This window comes from Sphingobium herbicidovorans, assembly GCF_002080435.1.
In the GTDB taxonomy this organism is placed as follows: Bacteria; Pseudomonadota; Alphaproteobacteria; order Sphingomonadales; family Sphingomonadaceae; genus Sphingobium; species Sphingobium herbicidovorans.
Window position 1 is genome coordinate 2,352,177 of record NZ_CP020538.1, and the last position, 18,079, is coordinate 2,370,255.

Annotated in this window: 22 protein-coding genes; 2 read left to right on the top strand and 20 right to left on the bottom strand. The window is 62.1% G+C overall.

Annotated features, from left to right (window positions below; translation table 11 throughout):
- Positions 1 to 25: 25 nt before the first annotated feature.
- The 5 genes from glf to B6S01_RS11580 form a co-directional block, all read right to left on the bottom strand.
- Positions 26 to 1,135, bottom strand: coding sequence for a UDP-galactopyranose mutase (gene glf / locus B6S01_RS11560; protein WP_051908002.1), 1,110 nt, complete (start codon positions 1,133 to 1,135; stop codon positions 26 to 28).
- Positions 1,136 to 1,163: 28 nt separating this feature from the next.
- Positions 1,164 to 1,817, bottom strand: a complete 654-nt coding sequence (locus B6S01_RS11565) for an ABC transporter ATP-binding protein (RefSeq protein ID WP_037462646.1) — start codon at positions 1,815 to 1,817, stop codon at positions 1,164 to 1,166.
- Positions 1,817 to 2,626 carry an ABC transporter permease gene (locus B6S01_RS11570; RefSeq protein WP_037462644.1) on the bottom strand — a complete coding sequence of 270 codons (810 nt, stop codon included), beginning with the start codon at positions 2,624 to 2,626 and terminating at the stop codon, positions 1,817 to 1,819. Before B6S01_RS11570 ends, B6S01_RS11565 begins: the two co-directional genes overlap by 1 nt.
- Positions 2,626 to 3,600, bottom strand: coding sequence for a hypothetical protein (locus B6S01_RS11575; RefSeq protein WP_231567917.1), 975 nt, complete (start codon positions 3,598 to 3,600; stop codon positions 2,626 to 2,628). Before B6S01_RS11575 ends, B6S01_RS11570 begins: the two co-directional genes overlap by 1 nt.
- A gap of 682 nt (positions 3,601 to 4,282) precedes the next feature.
- Entirely contained in the window at positions 4,283 to 5,137 is an 855-nt protein-coding gene (locus B6S01_RS11580; protein WP_037462639.1) for a DNA adenine methylase, read from the bottom strand.
- Positions 5,138 to 5,302: 165 nt separating this feature from the next.
- Between B6S01_RS11580 and B6S01_RS11585 the strand changes: the two genes are divergently transcribed.
- Together B6S01_RS11585 and B6S01_RS11590 are read left to right on the top strand one after the other, a co-directional pair.
- Positions 5,303 to 5,497: a hypothetical protein gene (locus B6S01_RS11585; RefSeq protein WP_037462638.1), complete on the top strand. Its 195-nt coding sequence runs from the start codon at positions 5,303 to 5,305 to the stop codon at positions 5,495 to 5,497.
- Positions 5,484 to 5,807, top strand: a complete 324-nt coding sequence (locus tag B6S01_RS11590; protein ID WP_081570384.1) for a hypothetical protein — start codon at positions 5,484 to 5,486, stop codon at positions 5,805 to 5,807. The genes B6S01_RS11585 and B6S01_RS11590 overlap by 14 nt, the downstream gene beginning before the upstream one ends.
- Before the next feature lie 25 nt (positions 5,808 to 5,832).
- Here the strand turns inward: B6S01_RS11590 and B6S01_RS21050 are convergent, their stop codons facing one another.
- The 15 genes from B6S01_RS21050 to B6S01_RS11655 all read right to left on the bottom strand — a co-directional run bounded on the left by B6S01_RS21050 (position 5,833) and on the right by B6S01_RS11655 (position 18,053).
- Positions 5,833 to 5,976: a hypothetical protein gene (locus tag B6S01_RS21050; RefSeq protein WP_169802859.1), complete on the bottom strand. Its 144-nt coding sequence runs from the start codon at positions 5,974 to 5,976 to the stop codon at positions 5,833 to 5,835.
- Positions 5,957 to 6,442, bottom strand: coding sequence for a hypothetical protein (locus B6S01_RS11595; protein WP_081570385.1), 486 nt, complete (start codon positions 6,440 to 6,442; stop codon positions 5,957 to 5,959). Before B6S01_RS11595 ends, B6S01_RS21050 begins: the two co-directional genes overlap by 20 nt.
- Entirely contained in the window at positions 6,439 to 6,609 is a 171-nt protein-coding gene (locus B6S01_RS21055) for a hypothetical protein (protein ID WP_156103312.1), read from the bottom strand. Before B6S01_RS21055 ends, B6S01_RS11595 begins: the two co-directional genes overlap by 4 nt.
- Positions 6,606 to 7,121, bottom strand: a complete 516-nt coding sequence (locus B6S01_RS11600) for a TIGR02594 family protein (RefSeq protein WP_037462633.1) — start codon at positions 7,119 to 7,121, stop codon at positions 6,606 to 6,608. Before B6S01_RS11600 ends, B6S01_RS21055 begins: the two co-directional genes overlap by 4 nt.
- A gap of 61 nt (positions 7,122 to 7,182) precedes the next feature.
- Positions 7,183 to 7,623, bottom strand: coding sequence for a hypothetical protein (locus tag B6S01_RS11605; protein WP_037462631.1), 441 nt, complete (start codon positions 7,621 to 7,623; stop codon positions 7,183 to 7,185).
- 9 nt (positions 7,624 to 7,632) lie between these two features.
- Positions 7,633 to 7,920 carry a hypothetical protein gene (locus tag B6S01_RS11610; protein WP_037462630.1) on the bottom strand — a complete coding sequence of 96 codons (288 nt, stop codon included), beginning with the start codon at positions 7,918 to 7,920 and terminating at the stop codon, positions 7,633 to 7,635.
- Positions 7,917 to 9,221 carry a tail fiber domain-containing protein gene (locus B6S01_RS11615; protein ID WP_051908000.1) on the bottom strand — a complete coding sequence of 435 codons (1,305 nt, stop codon included), beginning with the start codon at positions 9,219 to 9,221 and terminating at the stop codon, positions 7,917 to 7,919. Before B6S01_RS11615 ends, B6S01_RS11610 begins: the two co-directional genes overlap by 4 nt.
- Positions 9,222 to 9,318: 97 nt before the next feature.
- Complete coding sequence (locus tag B6S01_RS11620) at positions 9,319 to 10,059, bottom strand: hypothetical protein (protein ID WP_037462627.1); 741 nt, start codon at positions 10,057 to 10,059, stop codon at positions 9,319 to 9,321.
- Positions 10,059 to 10,388: a hypothetical protein gene (locus B6S01_RS11625; protein ID WP_037462625.1), complete on the bottom strand. Its 330-nt coding sequence runs from the start codon at positions 10,386 to 10,388 to the stop codon at positions 10,059 to 10,061. The genes B6S01_RS11620 and B6S01_RS11625 overlap by 1 nt, the downstream gene beginning before the upstream one ends.
- Positions 10,388 to 13,159 (bottom strand): phage tail protein, encoded by a 2,772-nt coding sequence (locus B6S01_RS11630; RefSeq protein ID WP_051907997.1) that lies wholly within the window; start codon positions 13,157 to 13,159, stop codon positions 10,388 to 10,390. Before B6S01_RS11630 ends, B6S01_RS11625 begins: the two co-directional genes overlap by 1 nt.
- Positions 13,159 to 13,578, bottom strand: coding sequence for a DUF6950 family protein (locus B6S01_RS11635; RefSeq protein WP_037462623.1), 420 nt, complete (start codon positions 13,576 to 13,578; stop codon positions 13,159 to 13,161). Before B6S01_RS11635 ends, B6S01_RS11630 begins: the two co-directional genes overlap by 1 nt.
- Positions 13,575 to 14,183, bottom strand: a complete 609-nt coding sequence (locus tag B6S01_RS11640) for a hypothetical protein (protein WP_231567916.1) — start codon at positions 14,181 to 14,183, stop codon at positions 13,575 to 13,577. The genes B6S01_RS11635 and B6S01_RS11640 overlap by 4 nt, the downstream gene beginning before the upstream one ends.
- A gap of 111 nt (positions 14,184 to 14,294) precedes the next feature.
- Positions 14,295 to 14,891, bottom strand: a complete 597-nt coding sequence (locus B6S01_RS11645) for a hypothetical protein (RefSeq protein WP_037462620.1) — start codon at positions 14,889 to 14,891, stop codon at positions 14,295 to 14,297.
- On the bottom strand, positions 14,891 to 17,536 hold the full coding sequence (locus B6S01_RS11650; RefSeq protein WP_037462617.1) for a phage tail length tape measure family protein: 2,646 nt from the start codon (positions 17,534 to 17,536) through the stop codon (positions 14,891 to 14,893). Before B6S01_RS11650 ends, B6S01_RS11645 begins: the two co-directional genes overlap by 1 nt.
- Positions 17,537 to 17,603: 67 nt before the next feature.
- Positions 17,604 to 18,053, bottom strand: a complete 450-nt coding sequence (locus B6S01_RS11655) for a hypothetical protein (protein ID WP_037462616.1) — start codon at positions 18,051 to 18,053, stop codon at positions 17,604 to 17,606.
- Positions 18,054 to 18,079 lie beyond the last annotated feature (26 nt).

The window sequence follows — 18,079 nt, forward strand, 5'->3', positions numbered from 1 at the left end:
CTTGCCTCAACTCATTAAGGTGCTTTCAGGCTACAGCGCGCTGTTGAAGATAAGCGGCCGCGGCGTCCAGCGCCCGGTCGATGGTCACATCCATGTCGAGATACTGAAAGGTGCCGAGGCGCCCGGCGAAGGTGACATTCTTCAGCTGGGCTGCGCGTTCCTGATAGGCCTTCAGCAGGTCGACGCCACCCACCAAATTGACGGGATAATAGGGAATGTCATCCGGCCCGCAGGTGCGGCTATATTCCCGGAAAGCGACGGTCTTTTCCATCTGGTCGGCTTCCCACGGCGCGAAATGCTTGTGTTCGGCGATCCGGGTATAGGGGATATCGCTGTCGGGATAGTTCATGACGGCCGTGCCCTGATAGTCGCCGTCCGCGCGGATCATCTCGAAATCCAGCGTGCGATAGGCCAGGCGACCAAGGTCGAAGTTGAAATAGCGGTCGATCGGGCCGGAATAGAAGATATGTTCGAAATCCTCGGTCAGATCCTCAAAGCGGCAGTTGGTATGCAACTCGATCAGCGGATGGTCGAGAATTCCCTCCACAATCCGGGTGTAGCCATCCTGTGGCATGCCCTGGAACCGGTGGTTGAAATAGTTGTCGTCATAGTTGAAGCGCAAGGGCAGGCGCTTGAGTATGGAAGCGGGAAGCGCCGACGGTTCTATTTCCCATTGCTTGCGCGTATAGCCTGCGAGAAACGCCTCATACAGTTCTTCACCGACAAATTTCATCCCCTGTTCCTCGAAGGTCTGGGGATCTTCTATGTCCATGCGCGCCTTTGCCGCAATGAAGGCGCGGGCTTCGGCGGGCGACATGGCCATGCCGAAAAACTGGTTGATGGTGTGCAGGTTGATCGGCAGGGAATAAACCTTGCCCCCCACCGTCGTCTTGACGCGGTTCACATAAGGCTTGAACTCACCGAAGCGGCGCACATAGTCCCATACCCGCTCGCTGTCCGTATGGAAGATATGCGGGCCATAGCGGTGGACCATGACACCCGATTCAGCGTCGCGTTCGGTGTGGCAATTGCCCGCGATATGGGATCGTTCATCGACGATCAGCGAAGCGATGCCAGCCTCCGCCAATTCACGGCCGATGACGGCGCCGGTGAAGCCCGCGCCAACGATGCACACTCTGGACAAATTCTATTCTCCGTTCGGTTCAGGCCATCATTGCCTTATGCGTGGCAATGGCTTCGTCCACATCGTCGAAGCGTTCAAGCCGGCCATCGTTCATCAGATAGGCGCGGCTGCAATTCTGTTGAATATACTTCATATTGTGCGAGACGATGATCATCGCCTTGTGCGCACGTTTGACGAACAGTTCCTCGCGGCTCTTGGCGTTGAACTTCGCATCGCCCACAGCCATGACCTCGTCGATCAGTAAGCAATCGAAATCAATCGCCATGGAAATCGCGAAGGCAAGCCGCGCCTTCATGCCCGATGAGTAAATCCTGATAGGCTGGTCGAGAAAGTCGCCCAATTCGGAAAATTCCTTCACGAACGACAGTTTCTCGGCCGGGTCCTGCCCATAGATGCGGCAGATGAAGCGCAGATTGTCGCGGCCGGTAAGTCCCGATTGGAAGCCGCCCGAAAAGGCGATGGGCCATGAAATGCTCATGGTGCGGGTTATGGATCCGGTGGTCGGCTTTTCACCCCCGCCGATCAGGCGAATGAGCGTTGATTTGCCCGCGCCGTTGCGCCCGAGGATGCCGACCTTTTCCCCCATTTCGACCGTCATATCGACCCCCTTGAGGACCTGAATGGGGCCACGGAGCGACGGATATCTTTTCGTTACCTGGTCGAGGACGATCATCAGCTCAGCCTGTGTTCGACCGTCAGATAGCTCAGGCCCAGGCCGGTGATGGACAATCCCAGGCACCAGCTGACCAGATAGGACAGGTCGTAATGGGCGACGAAATGCGATCCGAAAAAGCCGTCACGCAGCATTTCATTGGCGTGAACCAGGGGGATGTAGAGGACAATCTCCTTAAAGCCGTGCGGAAGGGCATCGACCAGGAACATCGCGCCTGAAAGGGGATACAGAATGTAGATCAGGGGCGGCCAAAATTTGGTGACAAGCGTGGTCAGTTCCGACAGCGCGCCTAATGTGAGGGACATGCCCATGGCGAACCACGCAAACAGGCTCCAGGCGAAGACCACCTTCAATATATCTTCCGGCGGAGAAATCTGGTTTGAGAATATCAGGAAGAGCACGCACAGCAGGGCGAAGGAGGTCGTGGTGCCTGCCACTTCAAGCAGCATACGCGCCAGATAGATGTCCAGCATCTTGACTGGACGGTGCCGCAGCAGCGCCCTGTTGGGTTCGATCGCATCGATGCATCGCCTCGACATGTTGCGCCAGAGCTGGATGCCGGAATAGCCGATGATCACGAAGGCGACGATCGGAATGTCCGACATTTGATGCAGCCCGCGCGCGGTCCACAGGGCGGCGATGACGACCGTAACCATCATGGGCTCGGCGAAGAGCCAGAGGAAACCGATGTTCCGGCGACCATAGCGGGTGAGCATTTCCCGCATCAGCAGTGCGCCGATAACGCGGCGCTGGACCATCAACTGCTCGTAAAAACTGTGGCCCAGGCCCGGTGGAGCGGGGGCGGCCATCAGCTCTGATGTTCCCTGACGCCCGCTAGGAGGAGCGAGAGGATGCCCCAGGCGATGAGGCCGACGACGAACGTGGCAATAATGCCGCGCAACCGCTGTGGTTCAAGAGCGCTGTCCGGCCGGTTGGGATTGACGATGCGCTCGACATAGACCTGCTTGCGGCGCGCTTCATTCCGCGCCTCCTGCAAGGATGCCATGGCGCCCGCCAATTGCCGTTCGGCAAAACTGTTTTCCAGTTGCAGGCGCTGATATTCCACCGCGGCGGCGGCCAAGGATCTGTTGTCCCCGGCCACGCGCCCGGTCTGTTCGTAAATCTCTTCGCTCAAGATGCGCGCGCGCTTTTCCAGAACCGGAATCTGCGGGTTCTCGGGAGTGAATGCGCGCAGCTGGATCAACTGGCTTTTCACGGTGATCAGTTCGTCCTGCAACTTCGACACCATCTGCAGCTGGATCGCCGCCTGCTGCTGCGGATCGACCACGCCTTGCTTGTTGCGATAGGCGGCAAGGGCAAGTGAAGCCGTGCGCGCCTGCTGCTTGGCGGCGTCGACTTCTGCCTGCGCATATTTGATAAGATCTTCCCGGCCTCGCGTATTAAGGCGGTTCACCATGTCCTCGGCCAGTTGTAGCAGGCGGCTGTTGAGCCTCAACGCGTCGTCGCTGCTGTAGGCGCGGACCACCAGGGTGCTGATTGCCGATCGGGAGTCGGAAGTGACCTCGACACGATTAGTATAATATTTGAACAGCTTCTCGAATGACCCGTCCCATCCCAGCGGATTGAAACGGTCGAAGATGGATATGCCCGGCGCCGTATAGGCAGCGGTGACCGCGCCATCCCTGTTCAACTGCTGCAAGGCCGAGCGAGAAATTATATAATCGTTCGTCGCATAGACTTCTTCATTGGCGTTATTGAAGCCCGCCGATTGAAGCAACAAACCGACGCCATCGCTGGCTGCCTGCTTGGGCGCTTTTACCACGAAGCGTGATTCAGATATATAGACGTCCGACGCAAATATTCCGAAATATAGTATCGACAATATCGTCGGAATAATAACTACAGCAAGAAATAATGCGTTTTTCTTGCGAAATATGTAAGGCATAATTTTCTACTTGCTGGTAGCCACGCGTGACGATCAGTGCACGTAAAGCTGCCTTCTGGCGATGTCTACTGATTTTTGCCCCGCAGATCCCCGCAGTGTTCCCATGGATCATGGCAGATCGACCACGCCGCACATGACCCCGTTCCAGCGTCGCGAGCCGAATCGACTCGCTCTTTTTACCAATGATAATCGAGATGGCGCGCTTGGATCGAATCAAAACAAGACCCGGGTAGAATAGGGCGATGGCCGGCCGAGGTGGCAGGCGCTCAGGATGATCGCATGTCCGGCGGTTCGGCGTACCGCCGACGAAGATGTCGTGATCAACCGCTTGCGCGAGGCCTGAGCGATGGTTCCTTGTGCGATGAAGGCTGCGGGGTCGATATCAGTTGGTGCCGCAGCTTCGTTTCATGTTCAATGACGAGATGGGCTGCAGCGTCGCTGTCGCTCGGCGGGGCGCCAAACTCTTTTGCCGATGCTGGAGCGGGTAGCGGGGATCAGTCAATATCATACACGCTCGTTAGGTCCAGGCGATGACCGCCCCCGCTCTGCCAAAACCCCGCTAAACCGGGCCTTTAGAAGGGACTAGCCGCTCGACCGGAACGTCTCGGCTATTCGTGATGATAAGTTCCCGCGCCGCCACCGGCGACCCGTTGCCGACCGTATATTGCAGATCGACGGTCATCATGGCGAAGCCAGCGAATGCCTCGCGAATCTCCGGCACGTCATTGATGCTCATCAGGAACTGGCCTTCGATCGTGCGCAGCTGCTCGGCCATCACGCCGAACTCCGCTCGATCGAACATGCCCGCCCCATAGTCCCCCTCGCTCCCATGATAGGGCGGATCGAGATAGAAGAGCATGTCGGGCTTGTCATAGCGGCGGATGAAATCCGACCAGGGCAGCCGCTCAATCGTCACGCCGGCAAGCCGCTCGTGCAGCTGCTCCAGCATGGGCTGCAGCTTCGTCACATCGAACCCGCCCGAGTTTGCCGGATCGACACCGAAGTTGCGCCCCGCCACCTTGCCGCCAAACGCCAGGCGCTGGAGATAGAGGAACCGCGCGGCGCGCTCCAGATCGGTTTGGGTCGAAGGATCGACCCGCATCAGCCGCTCGAAATTGCTCCTGGTCGTCAGCTGGTACCGGAGCATGTCCAGGAACGCGACATAGTGGCGCTGCAGGATCCGGAAGAAAGTCGCCACATCCTCTGACCAGTCGTTGATGAATTCGGCACGCGGGCGGCGACCCCGCCGCAGGAAGACGCCACCCATGCCCATGAACACCTCGCCATAGGACTGGTGCGGCACCAGATCGATCGCGCGCGTCACGCGCTTCCACAGCCGCCGCTTGCCGCCGATGTAGGCGGCCACAGGCGACACGGGCGAGACAAAATCGTCAAAAAGCGGACTCGACTCCATTATGTTTGTTCCATATCTGTTCACCCCTCCCGAGCGCCGGGAGGCGGGATGAATCCGGCAGGCCAGCCGGTGACATGGCGGGTCGTTTCCGCCGGCTTGAGGCGTTGGCGCGCCTCAACCCCCGCCGAGGCGGGGAACTCACTGGCTCGCCGAATGGAGAACCAAATGGACGATGAATTGAAAGCGCGCTTCAGGCGCTTCGCTGAAAGATTGCAGGACGATGAGGCGGTTGACGATGGCGGCCTCACCGGACGGGATGTGAAGTATATCTCGGCCGCCATCGCGGATCTGGTCGAAGTTCGTTACGCCACATTGCAGGAGCTTGCCGACGAGGCGCTGGCGGAATGTGGCCCGGTATAGAGACGGACTAAAGGTCGCCACCTGTCTGTTCGAAGCGGCGGCCTGGCACCGCACGGTGAAGGTTATCTGCCGGTGCGGTCACTTCGGCCTGTTCCACCCTCATGGCGTCTGGTGGCATTTCCACCGCCGTGGCTGGGACGATAATTTCGGGGCTGCGCGCCAGAAGTTCTGGTGCCGGGAATGCGCCCGCCGACTCGGCAAGCGCATTCGGCCGAATGCGATCGACCTGGTCGATGCGTCCCCGCAAATTACGCTAACCCTCCCGGACGAACGGGAATGGAAGCGGATCGTCAATCGGTTTCGAGGCTGACCGGAAGCCGACCAGCCCCTCCGGTTCAGGGAGGATCGATGATGTCGGCGCGCGCGGATGGAGGCGATCGCCCCCCATTGTGCCGGATGATCTCGGCCCTGCTTTCCACATAGGCATTGACGACGCCGGCATGATGCAGGCGGCATTCCTCATAGAGGCGGGCGTCCACCTGGCTCACCCGCACCAGCGTCGCCACCACCGGATCCCAGATCTGAGACAGCGACGGGCAAGGCGCACTCAATTCCGCCGTCAGTTCGGCGGGAACAGGCGCTGCCGGCGCGGGCGGCGCTGAGTTCGCGGAGCACGCCGTCAGACAGGCGAGCATCAGGACGGGCGAGAAGCGGATCATGCGCGATCTCCTTTTCAAGGGCAGGCTGGATGATGGTGCGGTGATAGGTCCGCACGGCCGCGATCTTGTCGGCCAGCGTTCGGTCGTTTGAGGTGACGACGGCCGCCAAGCGGCCCTCGCTCCGACGCAGCAGGATGTTGAAGGTCGCGGCCGCCTCGGCACGGGCGAGGCGCTCATCCGCCTGCGCCCGCTCATAGCCGCGATGGTCGAGATACCAGATCATGCCCACGATCGCCGCGACAGCGAGCAGATGCGGCCAAATCCGTGAGAAGATCGCACCCATCATTCACCCCCATAATTCTTGTCGGGAATCAGCGCCGCGATCGTGCCGGCGACCAAGCTGAGCCAACTCCACGGGCTGGGCAGGATCGAGGCAGCGCCGATCGCCGTCCCGATCCCCACGAAGGTCGATCGCTCCTGCAGGCGCGATCGCAGCCAGCGCACCGCGCTCATGCCTCATTCCTCGACACCGGCACGCCAGCAGCCGTGAGCTTCACCGGCCCACCGATGACCGGCACCAGCGCGGGCCAGCGCCGCGCGACGCATCGGCTCTTTTCCAGCCGCATGATGCTGACCCGGTCGCCCTGGTTGCCGCCCAGCACATGATAGTGCGTTAGATCCTCGCCCACATAGAAGGCGACATGCCCGCCGCCCGCTCGATCGAAGACGAGGATTGCGCCAGGCGCGAGCCGATCGGCCGCGATCGCGCTGCCCCAGGTCGCCCACGCCTTGGCCCGCACGCCCACCTTCATGGCCGTAAGGTTGACGCCAGCGACGCGCAGGCAGTGCGCGACGAACAAGCCGCACCAGGGCGTGCTGTCCGCATTGTAGAGGATGCCCAGCACCTTGATGCCGAGCAGCTTTGCCCAGCCAAGAATGGTGCCATTGTTCGCAGCCCCGGCCGCTTCGCGCGTGCCGAGCAGTTGCCGCGCGGCGAGCAGCCACGCAGGGTCGGTCGAGTTCATCTCATTCCCCCATGAAAAAGGGCGCCGAAGCGCCCGCGAAAAGTTCGGATATGTGCCGGCGTCAGACTCGCTCGGGCTCCGGAGCCGGGCGATCGATCATGGCCGTCAATGAGGCGAGATCCTCCGGCAGGGCTGGATCAAGCGGGAATGCACGATCCAGCATCAACTGAGCCCGAGCGAGATTCGGGTTATCAGGCTCCAGTCGCCGCAGTGGTTCGGCAACCAACTCGAACGCTCGCCGAAGCACGCGATTTTCCACCGCGAGCCGACGCAGCTGCGTTTCGATCCGCTGCTGATAGTCGCGATCGCGCTTGTCCTGCTGCTCTTCCCGGGCCTGCAATTCTTCGTGCCACGCCTGCAGCTTGGCCGCCCGCGTCCGTGCCCGGGCGTCCTTCCAATTCAGCGCCCAGGCAGCCCCTTTGCCCAGCGCCGCCAATATGGCGATCGCGCCAGCCACCATCCCGCCAACCTCACCGGCCGACGCCCCCGTTTCCACTGCCATATTCCTGGATTACCCCGCTGCTATGAGCGCCGCGATAACGGTCGCGACAACCGGCCCGATCCAGTCGAGCCACTGGTCTAGCTTTGGCCAGACGCGAGGATCGAGGCGACCCCACCAGGGCATGTTGATGCGCAGCCCGCCCCCGAACCGCTCGATCCAGCGATATTCAGCCTGGGCGACTTCCCGGCCGATGAAATAAGCGGAACCGAGCGCCGCGCCCGCCCACCAGTTGCCGGTGAGCAGGCCGACGACGGTTTGGGCGACCAGCGCCATGACGATGTGCTGCAGGAAGATCATGCCGCCTCCAACGCTTCGACGCGGGCGGTAAGGTCCGCGATCAGCGCCTCCTTTTCCTTGTCGAGTTCCCGCAGGCCCCAGCTGAGCAGCAAATCCAGTTGGTCAGTCCGCAGGCCGAAGCGGTTCCCTGCTTCGCGTTCGATGGTCTCACGTATGCCCGTCTGCAGTGGCTTGCCGTCAGCGTCGAGCAGCACTTCGGAAAAGATGGGCTCCTGCCGCACCGCTTCGTCCCACTGGTCGAAGCAGAGCCAGGCTGGCGGCGGCGGTCCCTCCCAATCGGGATCAGGCCGCTGCTCAGCCCCGGTGCCAATGAGCGGAGCGCACAGGCCCTCACCGGCGACGATGGCCCATACGGCCTGCGCGCGGACACCGAAGTGCCAGCGCGCGCCGTCCGCGCCTTTCTCCTCGATCGATTCCAGAAACTGAAACCAGCCCAGCTCATCAAGTATCGCGCGGGCAATCCGCAGATACTTCGCGCGATCATCCGCATTGATCCCGATCCACGACTTTTCACGCTCGTCGGAGGTGTGGATTGTGCTGGTGCCAGAGTAAAACTGCCTAATCCTGTTCGCTGCGCCGCCAACGTCATAGACGTTATCTGCGACTGGAAAGAGATGGCCGGACGAAGAGAACTGCCACCTTTCCTGCCCATTCAGGGCAAAGCGGATTGACCCGCCACCGCGATAAGCATTGATAATAAGCCCGGCAGTTGCGTCAGACGCTCCGGTAGTACCGATTACTCCGCAACCATTCCCCGACGATGTAACAAAGTTTAAGCCCCTCCCAGTCGAATCGTCTGCAATAACTGCGCGGGCGCCGGAGAGGTCGGGCGCTGTGCGACCGACACACAATGCACCATTCGAATCGACCCTCACGCGCTCGACGCCGGCCGTAACCAGCGCCATGGCATCTGCGCTTGGGCGATAGATGCCGGTATCCTCATCGCCGCTAAACCGAAATCCCGGCGTGCCGACGCTGCCCCCGGGGAAGATGCCTTGTCCCACGCCATCCCTGACCGTAGCAAAGGACAGCACCAGGACTGCCGCTTGCGTGGCCAGGTCGCGCAGATAGCCCTGCACGGGCATGATCCGATAAGCCTGACCCGACGCGGTCGTGCCGACATAGTTGGTCCGCAGCGTGATCGACGTCGCCGAGTTGACCGACAATATCTCATAGGGAATGCCGTTCGGGCCGATGAAGGCTTGCCCCGCATCGACGTTGCCCACCCATCCGGTGCTGGTTCCGGTGACCGTGGCGCTGTTGTTGGTGACGGCGACCGTCCCCGCATTATACCAAGGCAATAGTTATCTCCCCATGGGCGTGCAGATCCGCGCGCATCCACGCGCAGATGATGAAGGTCGTCAGGTCAGGTGGTCGGATCGGATCGAGGCGAAACCCTCACCACTCCGGAACGTGTGTCATGTCGGCGATGATGACCGCATAGGAGCGATCGACGGAATCCTGATGGTCGTAAGCCATGTCAGGGAATGCATAATCGTCGTCGTCCATGTAGGACATGTCGATCGAGGTCAGCACCCCGCCGGACAGGCGCAGCCCCATGATCTCGCGCCGGATGCGATAGAAGCGCAGGTTGGAGCCGATGTCGTCATAGGCGCGGTCGTCATCCATGCGGGTGCGACCAGCCCATTTGAAGCAGCAGAAGCCCCACTTGCGATTGGTCGGCAGCGACAGGTTGATCGGGTTCGCGACATAGTCGCTCCCGGTCAGAACCTGATGCACCCGCAGGTAGCGATAGCCCGAATAATAGGTGACGACGCCAGCAGCCGTCCTGACAACCAAACCCCATTTATTGAGCGGCGATGGCAATGGCAGCGGCGTATCGAACACAGCCAGCTTCGATGTGCTGCCTCGGGCCTTGTTGGTGACCAGGAAGCCACTGTCGCTCAGGCCGGTGTAAGCATCGGCCGAGAAGAACACGAGCGGCGTCTCGGGCGAGCTTGGCGGCGCCGCGTCCATGTAGCTGTAGCCGTTCTTCGGATATTCCGTGAACGTCTGATAGTCATCCTTGTCGGGCGAAGAGGTGGTCGCGGTCGCGACGGTGCGCAGCATCAGATTCCGGTAAAACTGGTCGATCTGCACTGCGCCGGAACTTCCGACGATCCTCAGGCCGTATGGCATCAATATACCCCGTAAAGCAGGCGAACGGCGGTGACGTTGGGGGCGGGCGAGATATTTCGGTCAATGGACCAGCTCAGCGTTTGTCCCGACACCGAGATAGTGACGCCAGCGACAGGCCGCCTTGGGATAGAGGAATAGTCGTATCTGATCGCCCACCAGGGCGTGCCGGTCAGGAAGATCGCGTCGTTGAACGATCCTGTCCAAGTGGTGCCGGAAACGGTGGAGTTTTCAGCGGTGATGTCGAAGAAACCCGAGACCCGTCCATAACGTGCCCCTTCTTCGATCTGCAGATTGCCATCCTCATCGCGGATGCGCAGGCCCCAGGGCATCAGTTGACGATCCAGCCCAGTTCGACGACACGCACGGAACCGCTTCGGATATATTGCGTCGTTCGGTTGCTCCCATCGATATCGATATAGAAGCCGTCAGTCGTGCCGCTGGGCGGCAGGACGCGGAATCGATCAGATCGGATCGTAAAACTGCCAACAGTGCCGTTGTTGTCGATCTCATAGCCGGTGATGCGGCCGTTCACATCGACGGTGAGCGCCGCCCGCCCGAAGAGTGTCGTGATGTCGCCTTGGGCGGTCCCGATCGCGACGGATTGGTTGGTGATACTCACGGTGTGGCCATTAACCGTGGCTGTGACCGAGTTGATCTGGTTGGACAGCGATGCGTCGCCCGTCGCCCGAGCCGACACCTCTGCCGTGATCGCCGCTGAGTTGGCATCAACCGACGCCGACACGGTGTTTAACTGATTCGACAGCGCGGTGTCGGCCGTGGCGCGTACAGTCTGTTCAGTGCTGATGCCGGCTTCGGCAGCGCCCATGCGGACGCCCATGGCATCTACGGCCCGGGCGATGACCTGATGCGCGTTCGCGCGGATTGTCCGTTCACTGCTGAATGATGCGCTGCTTTCGCTGGTCTTGATGGTCGCTGCCAGAAGCGCGCCAGCAACGGCTTCATTCGTCGTCGCCATCACGCCCAGCTTGTTCGAAAGCTCAACTATCCCCTGCGGACTGAGCGCATCGATCTGCTGCACGAGCAGTTCGATGTCGCCACTGTTCGTGGCGACGTTCTGCTCAATGGTTTCGATCGCGCTGCCTTGCGCCGCGATATCCGCCACGGCGGCATCGATGTCGGCCTGAGCCGCGTTGATGGCAGTCTGGGCGGCTGCAGCATCCTGCTCCAGCTGGGTCATCTGGACATCGATCTGGCTGAGCTGCCCTTCGATGATCGTGATCTTGCCCAAGCCGGTCACGACATTGACGAACATCGTCATGTTGCCGAGCGCGGTGCCGACGCGATAGGCGATCCGCACATCATAGGCCGTCTCGCTCTCGAGCGGTGCGATGACATGCTCGACCGGCTCGACCGCCGAAAGGATGGCAGAGCCGGTCCACGGCTCGTCGCCCGTTTTGCGGTAGTCGATGACGATGGCGTCGGCCGAGGGCATCTCGCTCGCGCCGACCACCTGCAGGGCCGGGAAGCCTTCGCCGGAAGTCACGCCCGTGACGGTCCAGTTCTCAGCAAGCGGTGCGGGCGGCTTCAGGTCCGGCGCCGAGAGCCGGAACGGCTTGGGCGGCGTTGTCGTCTGCCCCAGCGCATAGGCATGCTTGGAATAGGTCTCCGTCTCGCCCGCGAACGACACCTTGCCGGTCGCCGGATCCGGCGCGCGCCGGGTGATGAGTACCGGCTGATTGACCAGCCCTTCTTCCGGCACGTTCAGATAGACGACATCGCCCGTCTTCAGCCCGATCCATTCCGGCCCGGTCGTCCAGGTGAAGGGGCCAGCCTCGCGGCTGTTGACGACCGCATAGGCGGCGAGCTGGCCGGGCTGGCTCGCGGTGTCGCCGCTGAACACCTGCACGAGCGGGAAATCGACTTCTTTGGTGCGCTGGCCGCCGTCCGCCGTCACATAGTCGGCCACGGTGACCGCCGTGCCGCTGATGACGGCCCAATCGCTATCCTCATCGACGTAGCGCGGAATGACGCTGTTGAAGCGGTCGCGGCGGCTCTTGGTCGCCGCGATCGACAGGCCATCGAGCAAATGGCGGCTCTCGATCGTCGCGATCGCCGTGCGCGGCGTGGAGGTAAGACAGCCGATCATCGCGCCCGTCTGGGTCGGGATCGCGCCACCCGCCTGCAGGATCCGCTTCAGCGTGTCCCACTTGCTGTCCGTCGTCCACTCGACGCCGCCGACCTTCCAGCCGTTGGCATCGCAGACATTGGCGCACTCGACGAATTCGGCAACGCGGATGGTCGAGACCGGCGCGCCGATGCCACACACCCGCTTGCCGTTCTGCCAGCGGCCCAGCGCCCAGGTGAGCGCGTGCAGGCCCGGATTGTCCGACCATTCATAGGTCGCCTCGTTGAGCGCGCGGTGCGAGCCCGATCCGCCGGGATAGGTGCTATCCTTGCGCGGATCATAGACCTTCACCCATTTGCCGATCCACGCTGGCTCGGGCGCGCCTGCGCCGAACAGATCGCCGTCGGTATCGAAGCGAAGCGCCCATTGCGCGTGTGCGATGCCGCTCAGCTTGTGATTGGCGGTCCACTCGGGGAAGGGCTTGCCGCCGAAGGTCATCGCCAGCGCCGAGCCGCTCGACGCCCCCAGCGACAGCTTCTGCGCCATGTAGCGGTAGAAGCGGCCGTTGGCGTCGCCGTCGCTATTGGTCGAGAAGGTCACAGCCTCATTGTCGGCCGTGAATTGCTCGATGCTGTGGATTGGCCCGGCGATGCTGAGCAGGGCGACGAAGGCGAGGATGTCGTGCTTCGACTGCTGCTTGAACCCGTCATAGGTGCGGGCATAGACGCGCAGCCCCGACATGCGGGTGCGGCCGATCGCATAGGGTAGGCCGCTCTGCGGATTCGTCGCGAAGGTGGTCGCCGAACCTTCAACGCCCATCTTCGGCGCCATGAAAGCCGTGGCCATCGACAGGATGCCCGCGCCAAGGCTGGCATAGGTGCCGATCGAAAGCGCCGTCGCCGCCGTCGCGGATCCCGCCGCCGCAGCGGCCGCACCGCCGGCAGCGATGCCAACGCCCGTGGCAACCAGCGCGACCGCCGCCACCACCATGCCCGCAGTGCGCAGCACCCTCATTACAACACACTCCAGGCGCGCAGGATCCTGTCGGGCGCGAACGTCACCAGACCGGGATGATCCTCATGAAAACAGAACAGGTTGCCATTGCCGGCGTAGATACCAATCGCGCCCAACGGCGCTTCAGCGGGCATTTCCGCGATATCGCCCAGCAGCATGCGGGCATAGGGAATTGGCGTGAGGCCGATCCCATCGGCCATTTCCGCCAACGTCGCATAACCGAGCCGCCGCAGCGCGCGGGACGCGCCAAGGGGGGAACTGTAGCTGCCAGCCTTGCTGATCAGGATCTTGTGACCCAGCCTTTTCAGGTGAAACGCGGCGACCTTCGCGCAATCCACCTTCCCCCACTCGAAGGGTCGATCCCGATAGCGCGCCATCGTGGCCTCAATCGCTGCGTGTCGGCGTTCCAGCGGCGTCATCGCGGCATGCTCGCTTTTACAGCCTGAGCGTTGGCGAGCCATCCAGCGAGCCCGTTCTTCTGATTGTTGCCCTGCGGCGGCTTCGCACCCCAATAGAGGTTCACGTCGGTACCTGTCATATGCTCGAGGCCGAGCTCACCCGGCCAGATCGACTGATGCCAGGCATTCTGCGCGCGCTGCCCTTCCTCGACCTCGAACAGCCGCTCAAACACGCTGACCACCGTAAAGCTCACGCTTCGCTCGCCCTGGGCATCGATCTCGACCGTTGGAACGTCGATCTCGCCCAGGAACACCACCTCCGGCGTGCCGATGACTGTTCCAGTCGTCATGTTCACCGCGCCGACGAGCAGCTGCACGGAACACCCCTGCATGTGGGGACTGGCAAGGGTCGCGGCCCCGCTGACATTCGGCGGAAACAGCTTGATCGTGATTTCCGGAGCCTGGTCGCCGATCTCTTCACTGAGTTCGGAGAGTTCGGCGATCGTCCCGAACACATCGTCGCAGCCGGTATAGGTCTCGCCGCCGATCTGGAGCGTGCCAGACCCATCCAGCAGCCGGATGGTGTATGTCGGCAGCGCAATCCTGAGCGCGCCAAAGAGCAGCACGCTGGGCTGTGCCAGCGCACTTTTGAGAGTAGGATCCACGGGAACCCCCAAATGGAAAGGGCCGCCGATGACGGCAGCCCAGCAGGATGGAACAGGCGCGCGCTCTGAGCGCTACGCAGCTTCGACGATGGTGAAGTCGGGAATCTGGATCATGGGCGTTTGCAGCACGTCCCATCCGAAGGCGCTATCGATCCAGCCTTCGATCATGGGCGTGGCGATCTCCACCACATCGCCGGTGGACAGTGCGGTGCGCAGCAGCGGGAAGATTGAAGCGCTGATCGTTCCGCCCACGCCGACCGTCACGGCTTCCCTAATCGCATAGACGTAGCGGCGGCCCGCATGAATGATAGAGACGAACTGCCCTGCGCGCAGCTGGTAGCCCGGCGTCATCCCCGACAGCGGGAGGATCGACCCGCTCGCCACATTGGCCGACACGACAGGCGCACCGGGCGAGCCGGTATCGATGTCCTGCACGATCGGCATGACAGCACCAGCTTCGACGGCCTGCGCAAGCGCGTTGGCCCAGACCCGGCCATCCGGATCGGCCATCAGCGTCGGCATCGACACCAGCATGGACCAGCGAGTGCCGAGCCGGTTGATCCTCTGCGTCGGCCCGCCCAGAAACGGCGTCAGGATGGTCCCGAACGACATGAGGTTCATCTTCGCCGCGCGCGGGCCCGGCGACGTCGGCAACGATATGGACGGCATCAACCTCTCCCAGGAATGCGGCGGCGACCCGCCCGCATCGCATCGCTCCTGCTCTGGCCGACCGATGCGGCGACCACAGCTGGCGCGGATTTTTCAACGATGGACACGGCGGCATTGCCCGAGATCTGGTGGACCGCCGCCTGCCACATTTCCGTGCTCGCCACCTCGATCCGGACAGCCCCGCCACCCGATGCCGCCTGCAGCGTGCCGGCGGAGATCCGCGGTGCCCTGAAGCTGCCGTTGCGGATCGCCTCCAGCTGCCCGCGACCGATCCGCTTGACGGCTTCTGCGTCGAAGACGAACTCCTGCCCGTGGACCAGGCCAGCGACCTGGTTGACCGGCATGTTCCCCGTATAGCCGCCCGACGCGAAACCGGGAGGCAGGCTGGGCAGGGTGTATTGCGGCACCGAAGTCGGCATGCTCGCGAGAGCACCGCCGCCCCCGAACAGCCCCCCCAGCGCCCGCGTGAGATTGGCCACGATAGTCTGCTGAATGGCGATCTTGATAAGGTCGGCCACGATGCTGCGGGAGACATTGGCGAACACCTCGCCCAGGTCGCCCGCATTCATGATGGCATCGACCAGGCCATTGTTCAGATCGTCGAGCGCGCTGACCCCGATATTCTCGAAGGCATCGTCGAGATTGGCCCCCGTCTGGGCGATGCTCCGCTGATACTGCTCGAGAGGGCTGGCATAGCGAAGGTTGAGCGATGCCTGCTCGGCGGCCTGCTTTGCAGCCAGCTGCACCAATGCGGCCTGGGCAATCTTTTTCTGCGCGGCCGTCGCGGTCTGGCTCGCGAGCACCGCCTCCTGCTCCGCCCGCTCCTGACTCTGCTTCAGCATCAGGATCCGCCGCTGGATTGCGAGCTCTTCCTTGCGGCCCATGGCAAGATCCAGCTGTGACTCCAGCACGTCCTGCATCGCTCTGTTGGCGGCGGTCTCCAGCTCGAACCGTTCCCTGGAGCGATCGTCAGCCGCCTTCCGTTCGGCATTGATCTTTTCCTGCGCGACCACGGCGGCCTGCGCAGCCACCAGTTCGCTGCGCTGGGCGGAGGAGAGGTTTTCGTCCAGGTCGAGCCGACGCTTATAGCTTTCCAGCTGCGCATCCAGCGCCGCCAGTTCCGCCTTCAACCGATCGTCGATCTCGCCGCTATAGTCGGCTTGGGCGCGGAGACCGGCGACCGCGAAATTATCCTTGTCGTCCTCATAACGCGCATCCGATCGGGCAGCACGACGCGCCGCCGCCCGCTCTGATCGATCGCCCTTGTTCCGCGTTTCGAGCAGCTTGAGCGAGGCATCGCGCGTCTGAGTGTTGCGATTAAGGGCAGCATCATATGCTGATCGGTCGCCGGACCTTTGAAACGCCCGCCACGCCGTCTCATTGGCATCAGCAAACCGCTGCTCCACCGAGGCGCGAGGATCGTTCCTAGCTGCTACGTCGCGCTGCGTGAGTTGCGCGTAACCCGCCAGCATGGAGTTGCTAGACTTGTAAATTTCGGCCTTTTGCTCGTTAACCCGCTTCTCCAGCGCGGAGACCTGCGCCTTCAGTGACGCATCTTCCGGGCTTAGCACCGTGGTCGCCAACTCATCACCCTTGCGCAGCGCGGCGCGCAAACTGGTGTCGGCTTGGAGCTTGGCCTTCGCACGCTCCAATTCTGCAAGTGCCGCTTTTCGGGCATCCATGGCAAGCTGCCGATAGGCGCGGGACTGGTTGATGCTGTCGATTATACCCTGGCGGGTCGCCTCGGATGCCGATCGCTGTGCGCTGTTCAGGCGGTCAACTGCATCGCGCAGATCATCGGCCGCATCCTTGTGCCCCTTCTTTGCCTGGGTAGCCTTGTCCTCCGCAAGCGCGAGCGAACCGAGCACTGTGACCGCGCCGAGAAGGACCGCGCCCCACGGGCCGGCCAAGAAACCGATCAGGCCACTCGCTTCGCCCTTGATCATCCCGATCGCCTGCACCACCTGGGACGCCTGCGCTGCGAAGATCTGCATGGGCTTCGCCCCCATGCCAAATTGAGTGGCGACGTCGCTGATCTGGAAGGACAGCTGCTGATAGCCCGCCTTCTGCTGACCAGCGCTGGCAGCAGCCTTCCGGCCCGCCCCTTGAAACTGTCCCGTGGCGGCTGCCGCGAGATTGGCCTCAATCTGGATCCGCTCCAGTGCGCCCGCTTGCTCCGCCAGCTGGCGCGCCTGCAATTCGGCCTGGGCCGCTGCGGCTCGCGCGGCACGCACCTGCAGATCGGTGGCGCGAGACAGTTGGTCCTCCCCGAGTGCAGCACGCTCCGCCGCGTCCGCGATCAGGCGCAAGGCGGACGCCTGCTGCTGAGCCGCCGCAGCTGCTGCCTTCGCATCTCCGACGCCCAGGTCGAGCCCGCCGCCTTTCAGGCGAGGAGCTTCGATCGCCTGGGCCGCTATTTTCTGGATGTCCGTGAAATTCTTGCGGAAATCCTCTTTGATGGCGCGCAGCGAGTTGGAAAGCCCAGCGCCCTTCAGCTGCGAAAAGCGCTGCTCCACCTTGTCGAGTTCGCGCTCCACCACCTTCTCGAAATCGCCGACGACATTTTCAGCGGCCGCCATGTTCTTGCGCAGCAGTTCGGTCGATGCATCGATCCGAAGCAGCAGGTCTTTGACGTCCGTTGCCAATCCCAATCTCCAACAAAAAAGGCGGCCAGTGGCCGCCCTCCAAATGGATGATGATCAGCGCCAAAGCTCAGTCGAGCAAATCCTCGGCGTTGTTCATCGCTTCAATAGCTGCGCGTTCCGCATTGTCGGCGGCGCGCATTGCCGCATCGGCGGCGGCATTGCTCTCGCGCACCGCCTGATCCACGTCTTTGCCCTTGCCGGAAAAATCCGAGTCGAAATCGTAGTAGCGGGATGTGTCGGGCTTCCCATCTTTAAGTCCGAACACACACACTTGGCGATCTCGAATAGGAGTTCCATATGCATTTGCTGCATCATATTCGACGACAGCCGTAAACGTCTCAGGCTTGTCGAATGGAACCAATGATCCCGATGCCTCGATCCGCTTGTAAGTGGACGGAGATCTCAACTTAGTCAGAATGAAATCTTCGCACGCCTTTACCGCCTCATTTTCGGGCATCGAGCAGCTGCCCACAGCCCAAAGCATTGCCAAAACTGCAAATCGCATGATTTCCCCCATTCGGGGTTCACTTATCACGATCTTCC

Excerpts from the sequence above, each read along its gene's own strand:
- B6S01_RS11565 (WP_037462646.1), bottom strand. The coding sequence starts at position 1,817 with ATGATCGTCCTCGACCAGGTAACGAAAAGATATCCGTCGCTCCGTGGC.
- B6S01_RS11570 (WP_037462644.1), bottom strand. The coding sequence starts at position 2,626 with ATGGCCGCCCCCGCTCCACCGGGCCTGGGCCACAGTTTTTACGAGCAG.
- B6S01_RS11580 (WP_037462639.1), bottom strand. The coding sequence starts at position 5,137 with ATGGAGTCGAGTCCGCTTTTTGACGATTTTGTCTCGCCCGTGTCGCCT.
- B6S01_RS11585 (WP_037462638.1), top strand. The coding sequence starts at position 5,303 with ATGGACGATGAATTGAAAGCGCGCTTCAGGCGCTTCGCTGAAAGATTG.
- B6S01_RS11595 (WP_081570385.1), bottom strand. The coding sequence starts at position 6,442 with ATGATGGGTGCGATCTTCTCACGGATTTGGCCGCATCTGCTCGCTGTC.
- B6S01_RS21055 (WP_156103312.1), bottom strand. The coding sequence starts at position 6,609 with ATGAGCGCGGTGCGCTGGCTGCGATCGCGCCTGCAGGAGCGATCGACC.
- B6S01_RS11600 (WP_037462633.1), bottom strand. The coding sequence starts at position 7,121 with ATGAACTCGACCGACCCTGCGTGGCTGCTCGCCGCGCGGCAACTGCTC.
- B6S01_RS11605 (WP_037462631.1), bottom strand. The coding sequence starts at position 7,623 with ATGGCAGTGGAAACGGGGGCGTCGGCCGGTGAGGTTGGCGGGATGGTG.
- B6S01_RS11610 (WP_037462630.1), bottom strand. The coding sequence starts at position 7,920 with ATGATCTTCCTGCAGCACATCGTCATGGCGCTGGTCGCCCAAACCGTC.
- B6S01_RS11620 (WP_037462627.1), bottom strand. The coding sequence starts at position 10,059 with ATGCCATACGGCCTGAGGATCGTCGGAAGTTCCGGCGCAGTGCAGATC.
- B6S01_RS11625 (WP_037462625.1), bottom strand. The coding sequence starts at position 10,388 with ATGCCCTGGGGCCTGCGCATCCGCGATGAGGATGGCAATCTGCAGATC.
- B6S01_RS11630 (WP_051907997.1), bottom strand. The coding sequence starts at position 13,159 with ATGAGGGTGCTGCGCACTGCGGGCATGGTGGTGGCGGCGGTCGCGCTG.
- B6S01_RS11635 (WP_037462623.1), bottom strand. The coding sequence starts at position 13,578 with ATGACGCCGCTGGAACGCCGACACGCAGCGATTGAGGCCACGATGGCG.
- B6S01_RS11645 (WP_037462620.1), bottom strand. The coding sequence starts at position 14,891 with ATGCCGTCCATATCGTTGCCGACGTCGCCGGGCCCGCGCGCGGCGAAG.
- B6S01_RS11655 (WP_037462616.1), bottom strand. The coding sequence starts at position 18,053 with ATGGGGGAAATCATGCGATTTGCAGTTTTGGCAATGCTTTGGGCTGTG.